Origin of the sequence: Alicyclobacillus sacchari, from assembly GCF_004366795.1 — a bacterium.
Lineage (GTDB): Bacteria > Bacillota > Bacilli > Alicyclobacillales > Alicyclobacillaceae > Alicyclobacillus > Alicyclobacillus sacchari.
In genome coordinates, this window is record NZ_SORF01000002.1 from 156613 (window position 1) to 172105 (window position 15493).

At 55.9% G+C, this 15493-nt stretch carries 18 protein-coding genes; 12 read left to right on the top strand and 6 right to left on the bottom strand.

The genetic code is table 11. From position 1 onward, the window contains the following. Positions 1-90 precede the first annotated feature (90 nt). The 7 genes from C7445_RS02935 (at position 91) to C7445_RS02965 (ending at position 9658) form a co-directional block, all read left to right on the top strand. Positions 91-1482 (top strand): glycine--tRNA ligase, encoded by a 1392-nt coding sequence (locus C7445_RS02935; RefSeq protein ID WP_134158544.1) that lies wholly within the window; start codon positions 91-93, stop codon positions 1480-1482. A gap of 65 nt (positions 1483-1547) precedes the next feature. After that, positions 1548-1739 (top strand): hypothetical protein, encoded by a 192-nt coding sequence (locus C7445_RS02940; RefSeq protein ID WP_134158545.1) that lies wholly within the window; start codon positions 1548-1550, stop codon positions 1737-1739. Between the two features lie 212 nt (positions 1740-1951). After that, positions 1952-2056 (top strand): putative holin-like toxin, encoded by a 105-nt coding sequence (locus tag C7445_RS02945; protein ID WP_166668961.1) that lies wholly within the window; start codon positions 1952-1954, stop codon positions 2054-2056. 273 nt (positions 2057-2329) lie between these two features. Next, positions 2330-5773, top strand: a complete 3444-nt coding sequence (metH, locus tag C7445_RS02950; RefSeq protein ID WP_134158701.1) for a methionine synthase — start codon at positions 2330-2332, stop codon at positions 5771-5773. Between the two features lie 14 nt (positions 5774-5787). Further along, on the top strand, positions 5788-7734 hold the full coding sequence (locus tag C7445_RS02955) for a bifunctional homocysteine S-methyltransferase/methylenetetrahydrofolate reductase (protein ID WP_243834906.1): 1947 nt from the start codon (positions 5788-5790) through the stop codon (positions 7732-7734). A gap of 135 nt (positions 7735-7869) precedes the next feature. Then, positions 7870-8472, top strand: a complete 603-nt coding sequence (locus C7445_RS02960) for a TlpA family protein disulfide reductase (protein ID WP_134158548.1) — start codon at positions 7870-7872, stop codon at positions 8470-8472. 184 nt (positions 8473-8656) lie between these two features. Next, positions 8657-9658 carry a GGDEF domain-containing protein gene (locus C7445_RS02965; RefSeq protein WP_134158549.1) on the top strand — a complete coding sequence of 334 codons (1002 nt, stop codon included), beginning with the start codon at positions 8657-8659 and terminating at the stop codon, positions 9656-9658. Between the two features lie 33 nt (positions 9659-9691). Here the strand turns inward: C7445_RS02965 and C7445_RS02970 are convergent, their stop codons facing one another. The 3 genes from C7445_RS02970 to C7445_RS02980 all read right to left on the bottom strand — a co-directional run bounded on the left by C7445_RS02970 (position 9692) and on the right by C7445_RS02980 (position 10574). Continuing rightward, a complete protein-coding gene (locus C7445_RS02970) occupies positions 9692-9991 on the bottom strand; it encodes a Dabb family protein (RefSeq protein WP_134158550.1) in 300 nt (99 codons plus the stop codon). A gap of 77 nt (positions 9992-10068) precedes the next feature. Continuing rightward, entirely contained in the window at positions 10069-10317 is a 249-nt protein-coding gene (locus C7445_RS02975) for a hypothetical protein (protein WP_134158551.1), read from the bottom strand. 5 nt (positions 10318-10322) lie between these two features. Beyond that, on the bottom strand, positions 10323-10574 hold the full coding sequence (locus C7445_RS02980) for a hypothetical protein (protein ID WP_134158552.1): 252 nt from the start codon (positions 10572-10574) through the stop codon (positions 10323-10325). A gap of 136 nt (positions 10575-10710) precedes the next feature. Between C7445_RS02980 and C7445_RS02985 the strand changes: the two genes are divergently transcribed. Genes C7445_RS02985 through C7445_RS03005 form a run of 5 tightly spaced genes read left to right on the top strand, consistent with a single transcriptional unit; the run spans position 10711 to position 12675 of the window. Then, a complete protein-coding gene (locus tag C7445_RS02985; RefSeq protein WP_134158553.1) occupies positions 10711-11064 on the top strand; it encodes a hypothetical protein in 354 nt (117 codons plus the stop codon). A 30-nt stretch (positions 11065-11094) separates the two neighbouring features. Then, a complete protein-coding gene (locus C7445_RS02990) occupies positions 11095-11364 on the top strand; it encodes a hypothetical protein (protein ID WP_134158554.1) in 270 nt (89 codons plus the stop codon). Between the two features lie 42 nt (positions 11365-11406). Continuing rightward, positions 11407-11901: an Hsp20/alpha crystallin family protein gene (locus C7445_RS02995; protein WP_134158555.1), complete on the top strand. Its 495-nt coding sequence runs from the start codon at positions 11407-11409 to the stop codon at positions 11899-11901. Between the two features lie 19 nt (positions 11902-11920). After that, positions 11921-12169, top strand: coding sequence for a hypothetical protein (locus tag C7445_RS03000; RefSeq protein WP_134158556.1), 249 nt, complete (start codon positions 11921-11923; stop codon positions 12167-12169). Beyond that, the gene (locus C7445_RS03005; RefSeq protein WP_134158702.1) at positions 12169-12675 is read left to right on the top strand and encodes a hypothetical protein; all 507 of its coding nucleotides are present in this window, start codon (positions 12169-12171) and stop codon (positions 12673-12675) included. The genes C7445_RS03000 and C7445_RS03005 overlap by 1 nt, the downstream gene beginning before the upstream one ends. A 256-nt stretch (positions 12676-12931) precedes the next feature. Here the strand turns inward: C7445_RS03005 and C7445_RS03010 are convergent, their stop codons facing one another. The 3 genes from C7445_RS03010 to C7445_RS03020 are packed head-to-tail and all read right to left on the bottom strand — an operon-like array spanning position 12932 to position 15339. Beyond that, the gene (locus C7445_RS03010; RefSeq protein ID WP_134158557.1) at positions 12932-13918 is read right to left on the bottom strand and encodes an electron transfer flavoprotein subunit alpha/FixB family protein; all 987 of its coding nucleotides are present in this window, start codon (positions 13916-13918) and stop codon (positions 12932-12934) included. A gap of 24 nt (positions 13919-13942) precedes the next feature. Beyond that, the gene (locus tag C7445_RS03015; RefSeq protein ID WP_134158558.1) at positions 13943-14716 is read right to left on the bottom strand and encodes an electron transfer flavoprotein subunit beta/FixA family protein; all 774 of its coding nucleotides are present in this window, start codon (positions 14714-14716) and stop codon (positions 13943-13945) included. Between the two features lie 26 nt (positions 14717-14742). After that, on the bottom strand, positions 14743-15339 hold the full coding sequence (locus tag C7445_RS03020; RefSeq protein ID WP_134158559.1) for a TetR/AcrR family transcriptional regulator: 597 nt from the start codon (positions 15337-15339) through the stop codon (positions 14743-14745). Positions 15340-15493 lie beyond the last annotated feature (154 nt).

Sequence of the window (15493 nt, forward strand, 5' to 3'; positions counted from 1 at the left end):
ATAGGCACGTACACCAAAAAAGGAACCCAATTGATTCCGATCCTCCCCTCCGCTATGATAGCCATATTGAAGACATGCAGGAGGAAACGTATGCGAGCGACAATGGACGCCCTTGTATCACTGGCAAAACGGCGTGGTTTTATCTTTCCAGGTTCCGAGATCTATGGCGGCCTGGCGAACACTTGGGACTACGGTCCACTTGGTGCACAGATGAAACACAATATCAAGCGCGCGTGGTGGCGCCATTTTATTGAGCACAACCCGTACAATGTCGGGCTCGACTCGGCCATCCTCATGAACCGGCAGGTTTGGGTTGCATCTGGCCATGTCGAGAATTTTCACGATCCCATGATCGACTGTCGGCAGTGTAAGTCGCGTTTTCGCGCGGACAAGCTGATTGAAGAGGCTGCCGCTGCGCGCGGGGAGGACGTTGTCGTCGATGGCCTGCCGTTTGCGCAGATGGAGAAGCTGGTGGAACAATATCAAATTGCGTGTCCCGAGTGCGGTGCGCACGATTTCACAGGCATCCGTCAATTTAATATGATGTTTAAGACATATCAGGGTGTGACGGAAGACGCGTCCAATGAAGTCTATTTGCGCCCCGAAACGGCGCAGGGCATTTTCGTCAATTTTAAGAACGTGCAGCGAACCATGCGGCGAAAACTGCCCTTCGGAATTGGACAATTTGGCAAAAGCTTTCGAAACGAGATCACCCCCGGCAACTTTACGTTCCGCACGCGCGAGTTCGAGCAGATGGAACTGGAGTTCTTCTGCGCCCCGGGCGAAGATATGAAGTGGTTCGAATATTGGCGTCAATATTGTTACGACTGGCTTGTGTCGCTTGGTTTGCGCGCGGAGAATTTGCGCTTTCGCGATCACGAACAGGAGCAGTTGTCGCACTACAGTAAGGCGACGACGGACATCGAGTACCAGTTTCCGTTCGGTTGGGGCGAGCTGCTCGGTGTGGCGGATCGCACGGATTACGACCTGCGGGCGCATGCAACGAGTTCTGGCGAGAATATGACAGTCCAGGAAGAAGGGCAGGAGCCGTTCATTCCGTACTGCATTGAACCTGCAATCGGTGCGGATCGACTGTTCCTTGCGATTTTCGCAGACGCGTATGATGAGGAAGAGGTCGGCGAAAACGATTCGCGCGTCGTTTTACACCTGCATCCGAAGTTGGCTCCTTATCAGGCGGCCGTTTTCCCGCTGTCCAAAAAACTTGGCGAACGGGCGGAAGCTCTGTATCTCGATCTCGCCAAACTCTACAGCGTCGACTATGACGAATCCGGCTCCATTGGCAAAAGATATCGCCGGCACGATGAAATCGGCACGCCATTCTGTATTACGTACGATTTCGAATCAGAAACGGATGGTGCTGTGACGATTCGCCACCGCGATTCGATGGAACAAGAGCGTGTGCCGATTGCCAATGTGCAATCCTGGTTGGCGGATCACATCAGCAAATCTGCGACTTGGTGATTTTCGTCTCCCGTGTGCATGGGCGTTACTGGATTGGGGGATTCTGCAAACGGGGGTGGCGACTGATGTCAGGTCAGCATACGGAAAACCACAACGATCATTTTGCTTTCGTCGGTGCACTGGAGCAAAATCACCATTTTGAGTCGTTGGTCGAGCGGCGTAATCACATGATGAGTACGCGTATCGACGCCGTGGTTCCGTGGAAGCAGTACCACCGGGCGAATATTCCTCATGGCAAGAGGCAGTCGAACGGTTGATGACAGGTCCACACACCCAAGAGGGCGGTCCGAATCGGATCGCCCTCTTCGATTGTCGCTACAGATCTGGGACTATGAGGTTCACGAATGACTCGGATTCACGTCTCTCTACTGCAAACGTCCTCCAAAATGTGAGGACAAGCTGGTAGTATGGAGGAAGGCACTGTCGTGGGGTTCGCTCCCTGCCCGTTTTCACGGGAGGGGGTGAGGTTGTGAGCGTCGCCAATGCGCTGTCTTTGATGATCCAGTTTGGGTCTTTCATTGTGGCGTTGCTGTCGCTCGTCGTAGCTGTGGTTCTTGCCCTCAAACGCAAGTAACCGCCCCCACGGTTTGGCCTCTGGGGCGACGGTTACTGACCCATCATATACGGATTGGGCAGGGACGACACCCAAAGGCGTCGGTGCCCGAGCCGGAGGTGCCCGCCTCCGGCTCTCTTTCATGTTTAGTCTAACACACTGCGGATATACGTCAATCTGTGCGCTTTGCATCCTCGTCGCGCATTGGATACTACCTGGAAAACTCGTGTCTGAAGTTCTGAAGTTATGCTACAATATCGAAAATCGTTGCACGAGAATGTGAGTGGAGAAGACATGACATTCGAGATCGAACGGGTGTTAGCGGAGAGAATCGTCATTTTGGATGGCGCCATGGGAACCATGATTCAACAGGCAAACTTGCATCCTGACGACTTCGGAGGCGCGGCCTACGATGGATGTAATGAATATTTAAATATCACACGCCCTGATCTCATTCGCGGCATTCATCTGGCGTATCTGGAAGCTGGGGCAGACGTCATTGAGACCAATTCGTTCGGAAGTACACCACTGGTGTTGTCCGAATACGGGCTTGCGGAGCAAGCGTATGCCATCAGCAAGAGGTCCGCTCAGCTGGCACGCGAGGCAGCGGACGCATGGGCGACCGCCGATTGGCCGCGCTTTGTCGCCGGATCGATGGGACCGACGACGAAGAGTCTTTCGGTGACTGGCGGTGCGACGTTCGACGAACTGGTCGAGAGTTACCGCGTACAGGCCTTGGGATTGATGGCGGGCGGCTGTGACTTTTTGATGATCGAAACGTCGCAGGACATGCTCAATGTCAAGGCTGCTGGTCGTGCCATCGAACTGGCCGCTCGCGAGTTGAAGCGAGCCATTCCGGTCATGGTCAGCGGTACCATCGAAGCGATGGGGACGACGCTGGCTGGCCAGAACATTGAGGCATTTTATTTGTCGGTTGAGCACTTGCGTCCGTTTGCCATCGGGATGAATTGCGCAACGGGACCTGAGTTGATGCGCGATCACATGCGGGCGCTCGCGGGACTCGCGGCGTGCGCCGTCAGTTGCCATCCGAACGCTGGTCTGCCGGACGAAGAGGGCCGCTACTTGGAGACGCCGTTTGCGTTTGCAAAGAAGATGGCCGATTTCGCCCACGAAGGCTGGTTGAACATGGCAGGTGGTTGTTGCGGTACGACACCGGATCACATTCGGGAATTGCGCAGGCAATTGTCAGGACTTAGCCCGCGCCAAGCCGTACCTATGCACGTTCACGCAGTCGCCGGGATGGAGGCGTTGCTGCTTCAAGACGACGCCCGACCCGTCATCGTCGGGGAGCGAACCAACGTCATTGGGTCGCGCAAGTTTCGCAGGCTCATCGCGGATGGCGATTACGACGCCGCGGCCGAGATCGCGCGCGCGCAGGTGCGATCCGGCGCGCAGGTGGTCGATATCTGTTTGGCGGATCCGGATCGCGACGAGATGGCGGATATGTTGCGGCTTATCCCCCTCGCCGTGCGCAAAGTGAAGGTGCCTATCATGATCGATTCGACCGATCCGGCTGTCGTCGAAAGCGCCTTGAAACATATTCAGGGCAAGGCCATCATCAATTCGACCAATTTGGAAGACGGCGAACCAAGATTGGCGCGCTATGCGGAGTTGGCGCGCGCCTACGGCGCGGCGCTCGTCGTCGGCACGATCGACGAAAGCGGCATGGCTGTCACGCGCGAACGCAAAGTCGAGATTGCCAAGCGGGCGGTTTCGATCCTCACGGAACGCTATGGACTGCGCAAGCAGGATATTTTGATCGATCCGCTGACGTTTCCGGTCGGGACGGGAGACGAAAAGTATATTGGTTCGGCGCAGGAGACAGTGGAAGCGATTCGCATGTTGCGGGAGCAATTGCCCGAGTGTCCGACCATCTTGGGGATTAGCAACGTGTCGTTCGGTTTGCCCCCGGCCGGACGCGAGGTGCTCAATGCCGCGTTCTTATATCACTGTACGCGCGCCGGCTTGGGATACGCCATTGTCAACAGCGAACGCTTGGAACGGTACGCTTCGATTCCAGAAGATGAGCGCGAGTTATGCGATAGACTGCTGTTTGCAACGAGTGACGAGATCGTTGCCGAGTTCACCGCGAAATATCGGGAGAAGCGCGTGATCGCGAAGGCGGCGAAGGAGTCGCTGTCGCTCGAAGAGCGGATTGCTTCTTACGTTGTCGAGGGTTCCAAAGACGGCTTGTTTGCCGATCTCGACTTGGCACTTGCGCGGTATGCCCCACTCGATATCATCAATGGTCCGTTGATGGATGGTATGAACGAGGTTGGGCGCCTCTTTAACAATAATGAGCTGATTGTGGCAGAAGTGCTGCAAAGTGCCGAGGTGATGAAGGCCGCCGTCTCGTACCTCGAGCCACACATGGAGAAATCGGATGTCCAGGCCAAAGGGAGACTGGTGCTGGCAACGGTGAAGGGCGACGTGCACGATATCGGCAAAAACTTAGTCGAGATCATCCTCGCCAACAATGGTTTTGAGGTTATTAATTTGGGCATCAAGGTCCCGCCGGAACAGCTGATTCAGGCCGTGCGCGAACACAAGCCGGACATGGTCGGGCTCTCTGGGTTGCTTGTCAAATCCGCACAACAGATGGTCGTTACTGCGGAGGATTTTCGTCACGCCGGCATCGACATTCCGCTGCTCGTCGGTGGCGCCGCGCTGACGAAAAAGTTTACCCTGACGAAAATCGCGGAGAAGTACGCAGGTCCTGTGATATACGCGAAGGACGCGATGGAAGGGCTTGATATCGCCAATCAGTTGGTAGGTGCGGAACGCGATCAGCTCATTACTCGCGTTGCCCAAGAGCGCAAGGCGTTTATTGACTCGACGGCAATAAGTGCAAGCAGTTCATTTTCGGCACCTGCGAGCAGGCGCTCCGCTATTCGCCGTGATGCGCCGATTTTTGTGCCACCCGATCTAGATCGGCACGTCTTACGCGATTATCCGCTCAAGTTATTGCGTCCATACCTGAATCTACAGATGCTCTTAGGCAAACATCTAGGGCTAACAGGCAATGTCGAAAAGCGGATCGCGAACAAGGACAGGCAAGCTGTCGAACTGCTACAAATGGTGGAAGATATTTTGCGCGATGCTCAGGAGCAACAGCTTGTGCGTGCACATGCCGTTTATCAGTTCATGCCGGTGATGGCGGATGGCGATGCAATCGTCGTCTTCGATCGGGATGGCAAGTCGGAGCGGGCGCGCCTTGCATTTCCGCGGCAGGCTAAAGATCCGTATCTGTGCGTGGCCGACTTCGTCCGTCCGCAGGGGAGCGGCATGGACTATCTCGCGATGTTCGCGTTGACGACAGGGGGAGCCATTCGCATCGAATCAGAGCGCTTAAAGGCGGAGGGCAGCTACTTGCGCGCACATGCCCTGCAGGCCATCGCCTTGGAGCTTGCGGAGGCTTTCGCCGAACGCCTGCACCAGCAACTGCGCGATATGTGGGGTTTCCCCGATCCGTTGTCCATGACGATGCGTGAACGGTTTATCGCGCGCTATCAGGGCATTCGCGTGTCGTTTGGGTATCCGGCATGTCCGGATCTGGAACAGCAGCAGATTTTGTTCTCGCTGCTCAAGCCGGAAGATATCGGCATGACCTTGACCGACGGCTTCATGATGGACCCAGAAGCGTCTGTCTCAGCGCTCGTGTTTAGCCATCCGGAGGCGCGCTACTTTAATGTGGAAGCCGATTCGTCGGCAGGATGAAAGGAGACAACGGGATGCCATCAGGCGGATGGGAGACATGGTCAATCCCCCCTCGCGAGTTGGCGGCGGCTGCAAGCCGTTACGTGATCTTCGACGGGGCGATGGCGACCTATTTGCACCAGTGCGGCGTGCCAATCCGCGTTTGCGCAGAGGAATTGAACTTGTCGAAGCCGATGCTCGTGGAGCAAGTTCACCGCGCTTATGTCGAGGCTGGCGCAACCGTCGTGCAGACGAACACTTTTGCCGCAAATCGGCTCGATCTCGCGCGTTACGGGCTCGATGCCGAGACTGCGGCCATCAACCACCAAGCTGTGATCACGGCACGTGTGGCTGCGGCGCAACGCGCAAGCGTCTACGGCACGATGGGGCCGGCTGCCGGCGGCACCCGCTACGGTGCCCTGTTGACGGCCGATGAGCGCTCGCGCCTCGGCCAAGTGTACGAAGAACAGGCGCAGGCCTTAATCGCGGCCGGGATCGATGGAATCGTGCTTGAGACATTCCCGGATCTTGAAGAACTTTTACTTGCTCTGCGGGTTGTGCGCTCGATCGCGCCTGATTTGCCGATTGTGGCCAATCTCTCGCCTGAAGAAGTCGGTGTCACGCGCGACGGTGTCTTGCTGACACAGGCATTTGCGACATTGCGCGATGCTGGCGCGTCTGTCGTCGGATTAAACTGTCGACTCGGGCCGTATGGTATTCTCCGTTCGTTTGAACAAATTGCGTTTGACGGTGGACCTTATGCAGCCGTTCCCAACGGCGGCATTTTGCATCGGAGTGAATCGGAGGGCTTGGCCTATACGGGCGACGTCGACGACTTTGCGCGCGTCATGTCAGATATCGCTCGCCTCGGGGTGCGTTGGCTCGGTGGCTGCTGTGGGACGACGCCCGAACATATCCGCAAGCTGGTCCTTACTTTGCAAGCACAGGACGCGATAGGCACACCAGCAGAACCTGACCAAAACCCGCTGCCCGTTCAAGTGGTGGTGGCCGATGAACGCGCGGAGGTGGACCATGTTGCTGTGGAAGTTCCACTCGGGCCGTCCATCGTCGACATGCTGGCGAATAGGAATAGGACAACGGTCATTGTCGAACTCGATCCGCCAAAGCATCTATCGGCCACACGTTTTCTGGCTGGGGCAAAGGCCCTATGCGAAGCCGGCGCGGACATGATCACGATGGCTGACAATTCGCTCGGATCCGTGCGCATTTCGAATATGGCTTTGGCAAGTGTGCTGAAACAGCGAGGTATCGAACCACTGGTGCACGTCACCTGCCGTGATCGCAATCTCATCGGACAGCAGTCGCATTTGATGGGCCTGCATGTACTCGGCGTGCGCAACATCCTGCTGATCACCGGCGATCCGTCGCGCTACGGCGATTTGCCCGGCGCAACCAGCGTCTACGACGTTTCATCGATGGATTTGACGAAAATGGTGCGCAAGCTCAATGATGGCGTGGGGTTCTCAGGCAAACCGCTGCAACGTCCGGCGCAGTTCGTCATCGGCACCGCGTTTAACCCACACGTCCACAACTTCGCGAAGGCCGTCGATCGTTTGCGGCGCAAGGTGGAGGCGGGCGCCGACTTCGTCATGACGCAACCCGTGTACGATCCGGCGTTGATGGAGCGGATTGCGGATGTTACACAAGATCTGGGCGTCCCGATTTTGATTGGTATCATGCCATTGACCAGCGCTCGTAATGCGGAATTTATTCATCACCAGGTGCCCGGGATTTCCATTCCTGCGGATATTCTGTCGCGTATGCGGGAGGCAGCTCCCGAAGAGGCGCAGGAGGTTGGGGTGGAGATTGCCAAATCGTTGGTGGATCGTGCACTCAGTTGTTATCGAGGGATTTATTTGGTGACGCCGTTTCTCAAATACGACATCACGGCGCGACTGACGGCATACATTCGCGAGCTCACCGTCCCTGCTGTGGCGTCGGCGGCGCGCGGCGGACTGTGAAGGTAGACCTGGACAGACCGTCGTTCCTACTTTCCTATCGTACCGTTTTGTGTACCGCGCGTCGTTGCACCTGTCTCGGTATTCGGCTAGGGTAAGGGGGAAGTTACAGACATTTGTTTGAAATGAGGTCGGATCATGCGGAGGATCGGTTTCACAACAGTCCTGTGCAGCGCTTTGGCGCTCGGTGCGGTCGTTGGCTGTGGGAATGTAGGTGAGCCAAGCCAGTCAGGCGGCGCGAAGGTGGTGCGAGCTCAGGCTCATCCGCTTGTGTTTCAGAATCGGACGCAGGAGTACGTCACCTCTCCTGATGCCCGGTTCGATCCGCAGACAGTTGGAAGCTCTTTGTACGAAAACGTACCTGTTCTGCAAGCTGACGGAAAGCCTGCACATCTTGACGTTGCGCGTGGGCCGATTCTATTTGTCGCCTACTGGTGCCCTCACTGCCAGCGAACGCTTCAGCTTTTCACCAAGTTGATATCGCAATTCAAACAAACCCCGACCTTGGTTGCCGTAGGGTATCCGAAAGGCGCGACATTAGCCGATGCCGTTCGAATCAATCACACGGAACGACAACAGTTACGTCTAGCGAACTTTCCGACATACTACATGCTGGCTTCGGATGCCGGTGACAAGTACGCTCCACTGGGCTATCCGACGCTCGTCTACCGCAGGGATGGACAGACATTCAGCCTCTTCGGCGAGCATACGTCCGCCATTTGGAAGCAGGTCTTGTCATGAATACAGGCACCTGTTTCGGAACGGTCCAAGGACAAGCAGGAACAGGCTTTCGTCATGTCGAATTCCACTATCTAAATCGCAGAGCGATATGATCAACTGAGTGTAGGCATAGCATAGGCATAAGGACGTCCAGTCGGTGGTGTGAACCATTGACCGGGCGTTTGTCATCGCGGGAGATGGAGACATGGAAGCCAACCTGTTGCGCAGGCTTTATGCTCATACGAGGGAGTGGGGCAGAGCCCAGCGAGGGATCGACCTGTTGCGGCTTGCCGCCGAGGCCTTGCAAGCATTGGGGCAAATCGACACAGGCTGTTTTATTTACAGAAAGCGCGGTATTGAAACCGACTTCGTCCCGCAACCTGCGGAGGCTTTTGCTCCATGGGGGGCGTTTCAGGATGACGCCCGCTTTGTCAGTGGACTTCGATCACTCTTCGAAACGAGCCTTACACTTGACGTTCCTACGGAGCGTTGGCTTCTGGCGGAGGACATACCCAATCTATCACTGGTCGAGCTTGTACGTGGTCACGGGTTGCTGGAGCTTGGTGTATGGCCCATCTATTCGCGCGAAGAAGTTCGTGGCGCCATAATCGTTGCACGCACACGGCCTGCGAATCGGATTACAGCAGAAATGAGCAATGCGCTCGTCGACGCCTGTGCTGCGCAGGTGTCGTTGGCACTTGACATGATCATGGCTTTACGTATCGCCGAACATGCCAGTCAACGCGATTTGCTAACGGGCGCTTGGAATCGGCGCGGCATCGAAAGCCGGATCGGACACTTTATCAATAGCCGCTCGCGTCTGCAAGACAGGCAACATGTCATCCTCGGGTTGGTCGACGTTGACAACTTTAAAGAGATCAACGATACGTATGGCCATCCAACCGGTGATCGCGTGTTGCGCAACATCGTGCACGCCATGAGGGCGTGCGTGGAGACACATGGCCTCATTGGCCGCCTGGGGGGCGACGAGTTTATCGTCCTGTGTCAATCGAATTGGCACTGGCACGAGTTCATGTTGCAGATTCAAAGCGCGGTCGCCAATCGTGCCAACGGACTCTATGCTATCTCGGTGGGCGGAGCCGAGTGGGGGATAGATGGCACGACGTTTGAGGCGTGCTATGCAAAAGCAGACGAACGGCTGTATGCAAACAAACGTGCACGAAAGCAGGCGGCGATGCATCGGTAGATGGCATCCTCCGCCTGCGGCATGCTGCTGCCTTCAGCTTTCAATGGGAAAGTCGACGACGATGATGTCTGTTCTCCCCATTTCCAGGCTATACTGGACTAACTCCTGGTGCTTCGGGTGAGGTCCGTAAGCATCAAGCGCCGCGCGGTCGACGAAACGCACAGTTAATCCCACTTGGAACCCTTGGTTACGCCCTGTTGTGTCGCGGCCGATGGCGATGTCCACAATACCCGGGATGTGTTCGGGAAAACGATGAGCCATACCGTATAGCGTGTTCAATTGTTCTTGCGTCGGTTCAGATGCGAATCGAAACAACACCATATGTTCGTACATGCAGGGATACCTCCACTTCCATGGTCCCCTCCAGTGTACCACCGATCGGCCGTAAGCCCGAAATCACGTTTGGGAGATTAGGGTCCGAAGCGAAACGCTCCTTTTTCATCACCATCGTCGATGACTCCGTTATATACACTTTTTTGATCGACATTGATGGTCCGCTGTGCCGGGAGCCAGTTGGCAAACCCATAGATGGGGGCCTGTCCCTGATTTGTCTTGGTGCTCGCGTCAAAACCGCCAAACGTATGTGCTCCGACCCATACGCCAGCGTTTTGCTGCGGGACGTTGGTTGCGATGTGCCTGCCGATGATCCATGTTGGCATGTCAGTCACCCCTTATGCACAGATATGGTTGGTTTTACGTCGCCATCGTCAATCGCTCCGTCCATCCACGCCCATCCACTTAGATTCGCAGCGTACCCATTGGGGTAGAGGTTGCAAAATCCGTATACGCTGGCGCGTCCGCGGTCGATTTTCATATTGGCGTCGAATCCTCCGTGCGCCGTGATGCCGACAAATAGCCCGGCATTTTGCTGCGCTGAATGGTAATCGATCCTGTCTATGAGAATCCATGTGGGCACGATCCCACCTCCATCTTCTGGCCGATTCTATGCGCGCACGCGAACGTGCAGAACTGCACATCGCCGCGTGCAGGCGTAAAAGCGCAGCTCGTACATATATATGAACCGAGGTCAAGCGCCCGTAGGAGGAAGTGCAATGCTGGGTTTTCGCAGGCATAGACGCGAACGCGAGATCGCGGCAAGGCTCGAAGAACTTGTGCAAGCCGTGCGTGATGCCTTGGACGAACATTCGAAACATACAGTACAGGTGACGGTACAGCATCTGCACGTCGACCAGGTTGCGCTTCAAGAATTGCTGTTTCGCGTGGACAGTTTCGACATTGACGAACTGAGTGGGACGCTCAATTTCGGAAACAACTTTGGCGTGGGGAGTCCGAGTTCGCATGGAAAGAAGAAGCAACCTTCCTCTCCAAGCGGGATCGCGCAGACGGGGACGGGATTCCGCGTATCGCTGACAGATGTGACCCCAGATACGGCGAGCGATACGTGAGTTCGAATTTTTCGGCAGGGAGGGGAACACGTGAGCAACGCGCTGTCACCGACATTCATTATTGGCAGCATCCAGATTCATCAGATTTCGGGTGCGTCCTGTCTCAATATGGGCAACACCTGGGCCTCAGGCTTCCAGAGCCACTCGAAGCATAATCAGGGCTTTGGCAATGTGTACGGGGAGCGCTCCTCCATTCAAGGGAATCGAACGCTCCAGAACGATCCGGATGGGCTGGACCTTGCGGTGTTGCCAGAACATGCGCGGCCATCATGGTTGTCCAGTTGGCTACGGGGGCGCTAGGGTGGTATCTGTGGCCATGGCTGCGATTCGGAGGCGTCGAGCTTGAACAAGTCTAACAATCCGTTTGATTTTATCAACCAGCTTGGTGATTTAGGAGACATGCGGAAGTTTTTAGGGCAGGATTTTTTTAAGAACTTGCCGCTGCCAAACATGCAGAGCATGCCCTTTTTTCAAGAGGAACGATCGGCGTCCGAGTTTCCGGCAATTGATTTGTACAACCGCAGCACGGAACTTATCGCTGCGATTGCGCTGCCAGGCTTAAAATCGGCATCTGACGTGGCACTAACCGTTCGATCGCGCTTTTTGCGCGTACGGGGCACGGTGCCCAACTACTTCTCTGGCACGCACGAACAAAAATTGATGTCCGAAGTTTTTCATGGCGCGTTCGACCGCGAGATCGAGTTGCCTGAACGCGTGTTGCCCGATTCGACCAAGGCGCTGTACCGCAGCGGTCTCTTGGTCGTCTATCTGCAAAAGGATCAGGTGCGCGAGCAGCCGACCGACGCAATTGAAATCGATTTTTCGGGCGACGAATAAGGGGAAGGGGTCGAGGCGCGTGCCGACACTGATTTCATTCGGCGCCATTTACACGAATACGCCGCAGCAGAATGCGGGCGTCTTCATCGGCGAAACCAACATCACCGGCTGGGACGCACATGCGAAGTCGAACAGCGGCCATGGTGCCGTGTTTGGTGCCGGAAATGCGCTCATCGCCGGATTGAATTTCAATTTCGACGGTCTGGAGTTGATCGACGGCGTGATCATGGACCAAGATGTCAAACCGAGTTGGAGTGTGCAGTTGTGATGACGACGCCGAGAACGACCTGGCTGCCTGTGCAATTGCAGATTGACTCTGTGCAAAGTTCGTCGGCCGTTAACGTCGGTGGCCAGAATATCGTCTATGGTCTGAGTGCACATAGTAAATCGAACACGGGTTTTGGCGATCTGGGATCGCACAGCGTGATCGCATACAATAAGACCTTGCTCAATGACGCGGACGCCATCGATACGCCGATTGACGATCGCGATGTGCATGTGTTGGCAGAGCACCATGCGGCTCCAATGGAAACGCACGTCGCTTTTCAAGGAATGAACATCAGCAGCATGCAGCAGAATGCCGGTGTTTTTGTCGGCGACAGCCGGATTACGGGATGGGATCAACATCAGAAGACGAACAAGGCCACAGGAGACGTGTATGGCGATCACAACGAGGAAGTCTGCAATGTCAACATCAACTTTGACACCGATGTCATCGACGCCTTCATCCGCGATGACGATGTCAAGACGGGACTGTTCTCGCGCGCGGATTAGCGCCACCTGTCCAGCTACGACAGGAAAGGAAGGTTCAAGCATGTTATGTTGAATCGCAGAAGCAAGGGCTATCCCGTTGTCATGTGGGTGACTTTGGGATAGCCCTTTTTGGTATGCATGCGAACGCACGCGGGTGAGATGGGGAACAGAGCGTCGGTGCCAGAGTTGTGAGAAACACCATCGGCCACACGACGGTGGAGGATAGGCCACTGTGCCGTCATCCAACGGCACAGTGGCGGCTGTGAAAAGAAGTTATTTAGGAGCGAACCGCAGCGATCTTTTCCCGCAGCTTCGCCGTGAGTTTGGGGATGATTTCGAACAAGTCGCCGACTACGCCATAGTCAGCGATGTCGAAAATCGGCGCTTCGCCGTCCTTGTTGATGGCGATGATCAACTTCGATTGGCTCATGCCGGCCAGGTGCTGTATGGCACCGCTGATACCGCACGCGATATACACGTCCGGCGTGACCACCTTGCCGGTCTGGCCGATTTGCAGGCTATAGTCACAGTAGCCTGCATCGCAGGCAGCGCGCGAAGCACCCAAGGCCCCGTCAAGCAATTCAGCCAGTTCAGCGAGCGGCGCAAAGCCTTCCGCACTGCGCACGCCGCGGCCACCAGAGACGACCACTTTCGCCTCCGTGAGGTCTCGCGTGTCACCGCTCTTGCTCTGCACGTTGACCACCTGTGTGCGGATGGGGGCAGGATCGGCGTATGGGCGTTTGACAATGGGTGCCGCTGCACCAGTTTTGGCATCGGCCTGGAGGTTGTTCGGACGGATGGTCACGACCCAAGGCCCGGCGAGAAAACGCTTCGTTTCAAACGCCTTGCCAGCGTAGATCGGACGCTTGAAGGTAACTTCTGCGCCAGTTCCCTCGATTGCGACGACGTCGGAAACCTGACCAGCATCGAGATGGCAGGCGATTTTGGGCGCGAGGTCGCGGCCGCTGGCCGTATGGCCAAGTATCACGACATCCGGCTTGACCTCGTCGACGACAGGTTGGACCGCGGCGAAGTAGCGCTCTGCGTCGTACGAGGCAAGTGTATCTGCGGCGACACACACGACTTGCGATTGGTCATGGTCCGCGAGTTGCTCCGCTGCGGCATCGACATGGCCGCCAACCAGCACGGAGACGATGTTGCCGCCGTCGCCGGCAAGTTGCCTGGCTGCCGCCAGAGCTTCAAGTGATACCTGGCGTAGCTTTTGATCCTTTTGCTCTGCGATGACAAGCACTGTTTTTCCCATGGCTGTTCTCCTCCTGTCGATGATTCAGCGAGCGCCGGCCTGGCCGGTGGCTTGCAAAATGATGTCTGCGAGTTGTTCGGCTTGCGCTTCGACATCTCCACTCAGGCGTTGTCCTGCCTGGCGCTTCGGGGGCAAGGAGAGATCGGTACGCGCAACACGCGGTGCAACGTCGTCCGGGGAAAGGCCGAGATCGGCCAAAGTGACGTTTGTGAGCGGTTTCTTTTTGGCTTTCATGATACCCGGCAGCGATGGGTAGCGCGGTTCGTTCAGCCCTTGTTGTGCCGTGAAGAGGGCCGGCAATTGCGCTTCTACGGTCTGTACGTCGCCATCCACCTCGCGCACACATGTTGCTTTGCCTCCGTCGATCGTCAACTGCGTGATGGCAGCGACATGCGGCAGTCCGAGCTGGTGCGCGACGCGGATGGCGACCTGGCCGGCGCCGTTGTCGATGGAAAAGTTACCTGCCAACAGGACGTCGAATTGGGTCTTGGCGAGATACGCACTGATAGCTTTCGCGATCGCGCGTTCATCTTGAAGCTCGGTACCATCGATCAGCACGGCTTCGTCAGCGCCCATCGCAAGTGCCGTGCGCAATGCCTGCGCGACATCGTCGTTGCCCACGCTGACGACGGTGACGGACGCGTCCTGTTGTTCCTTAAGGCGGACTGCTTCCTCCACCGCATATTCGTCGTAAGGATTGATAATCCACTTCACACCGTCTTCAGCGATCTTGCCATCGACCAGACGGATTCGCTCTTCCGTGTCAAATGTCTGTTTCATCAATACGATGACGTGCATGTTGAAATCCCCTTTCGCAATAGGTGCTAGGCGCGCAGGCCCCGCAAGAAGAAATCGACCGTCTTTTCGACTTGGTCTGACAACGAGTAGCGTCGGCCAGAAATCAGCCACGATGAGACGACCTCGTCCATCGCGCCGAACAACAACAGGCGTGTCAGCTTGACGTCCAAATCAGGCCGAAAGACGCCTTGTTCGATCCCGCGCACCAAGACATCTTCAATCAATTGAATATATGGCTTGAGTGCGTTGCTAATTTCTCGGTGCAAATCCAAGGAACTCTGACGCAGTTCAAGCTGCGTCACCTTCGCGAGATCGACATTCTTTTCAAGTTCTGTGAAGTGCAGCTCGCAGATTTTACGGATGGCGTCGTCGGCGCGATCGTCTTCGTGGATGTGTTCGTGAAACATTCGCACCAGGTTGCCCAGCTTTTCACGAAACAGCGACACCAGAATGTCTTCTTTGCTCTTGAAGTACAAATAGATAGTGCCGTCAGCCACGCCTGCCTCGCGTGCGATTTTGGAAACCTGAGAGCCAAAATAACCGTATTCGGCAAAGATTTTCAAGGCCGCACTGAGGATGGCATCGTACTTTTCGCGTTTTTTCTCTGCCAATCCACTTGTCATGCATTCACCTCGGTGCTAATATCTTTGTCAAAGAATGAATGAATGCTCATTCATTTTTGTACCCTCATAGTAAATGCCGCGGACGTGAATGTCAATTCCCGCAAACAGTGCTTTGTCTTAGCGCTGAAAGCGATTGCGGACAAGTCCTTTGTGG

What these genes read in the sequence shown, in the direction of transcription:
- C7445_RS03020 (WP_134158559.1), bottom strand. Translation starts at nt 15,339, where the DNA reads ATGACAAGTGGATTGGCAGAGAAAAAACGCGAAAAGTACGATGCCATC.
- C7445_RS02965 (WP_134158549.1), top strand. Translation starts at nt 8,657, where the DNA reads ATGGAAGCCAACCTGTTGCGCAGGCTTTATGCTCATACGAGGGAGTGG.
- C7445_RS02940 (WP_134158545.1), top strand. Translation starts at nt 1,548, where the DNA reads ATGTCAGGTCAGCATACGGAAAACCACAACGATCATTTTGCTTTCGTC.
- C7445_RS03010 (WP_134158557.1), bottom strand. Translation starts at nt 13,918, where the DNA reads ATGGGAAAAACAGTGCTTGTCATCGCAGAGCAAAAGGATCAAAAGCTA.
- C7445_RS02960 (WP_134158548.1), top strand. Translation starts at nt 7,870, where the DNA reads ATGCGGAGGATCGGTTTCACAACAGTCCTGTGCAGCGCTTTGGCGCTC.
- C7445_RS02985 (WP_134158553.1), top strand. Translation starts at nt 10,711, where the DNA reads ATGCTGGGTTTTCGCAGGCATAGACGCGAACGCGAGATCGCGGCAAGG.
- metH (WP_134158701.1), top strand. Translation starts at nt 2,330, where the DNA reads ATGACATTCGAGATCGAACGGGTGTTAGCGGAGAGAATCGTCATTTTG.
- C7445_RS02975 (WP_134158551.1), bottom strand. Translation starts at nt 10,317, where the DNA reads ATGCCAACATGGATCATCGGCAGGCACATCGCAACCAACGTCCCGCAG.
- C7445_RS02935 (WP_134158544.1), top strand. Translation starts at nt 91, where the DNA reads ATGCGAGCGACAATGGACGCCCTTGTATCACTGGCAAAACGGCGTGGT.
- C7445_RS02955 (WP_243834906.1), top strand. Translation starts at nt 5,788, where the DNA reads ATGCCATCAGGCGGATGGGAGACATGGTCAATCCCCCCTCGCGAGTTG.
- C7445_RS03015 (WP_134158558.1), bottom strand. Translation starts at nt 14,716, where the DNA reads ATGCACGTCATCGTATTGATGAAACAGACATTTGACACGGAAGAGCGA.
- C7445_RS02970 (WP_134158550.1), bottom strand. Translation starts at nt 9,991, where the DNA reads ATGTACGAACATATGGTGTTGTTTCGATTCGCATCTGAACCGACGCAA.
- C7445_RS03005 (WP_134158702.1), top strand. Translation starts at nt 12,169, where the DNA reads ATGACGACGCCGAGAACGACCTGGCTGCCTGTGCAATTGCAGATTGAC.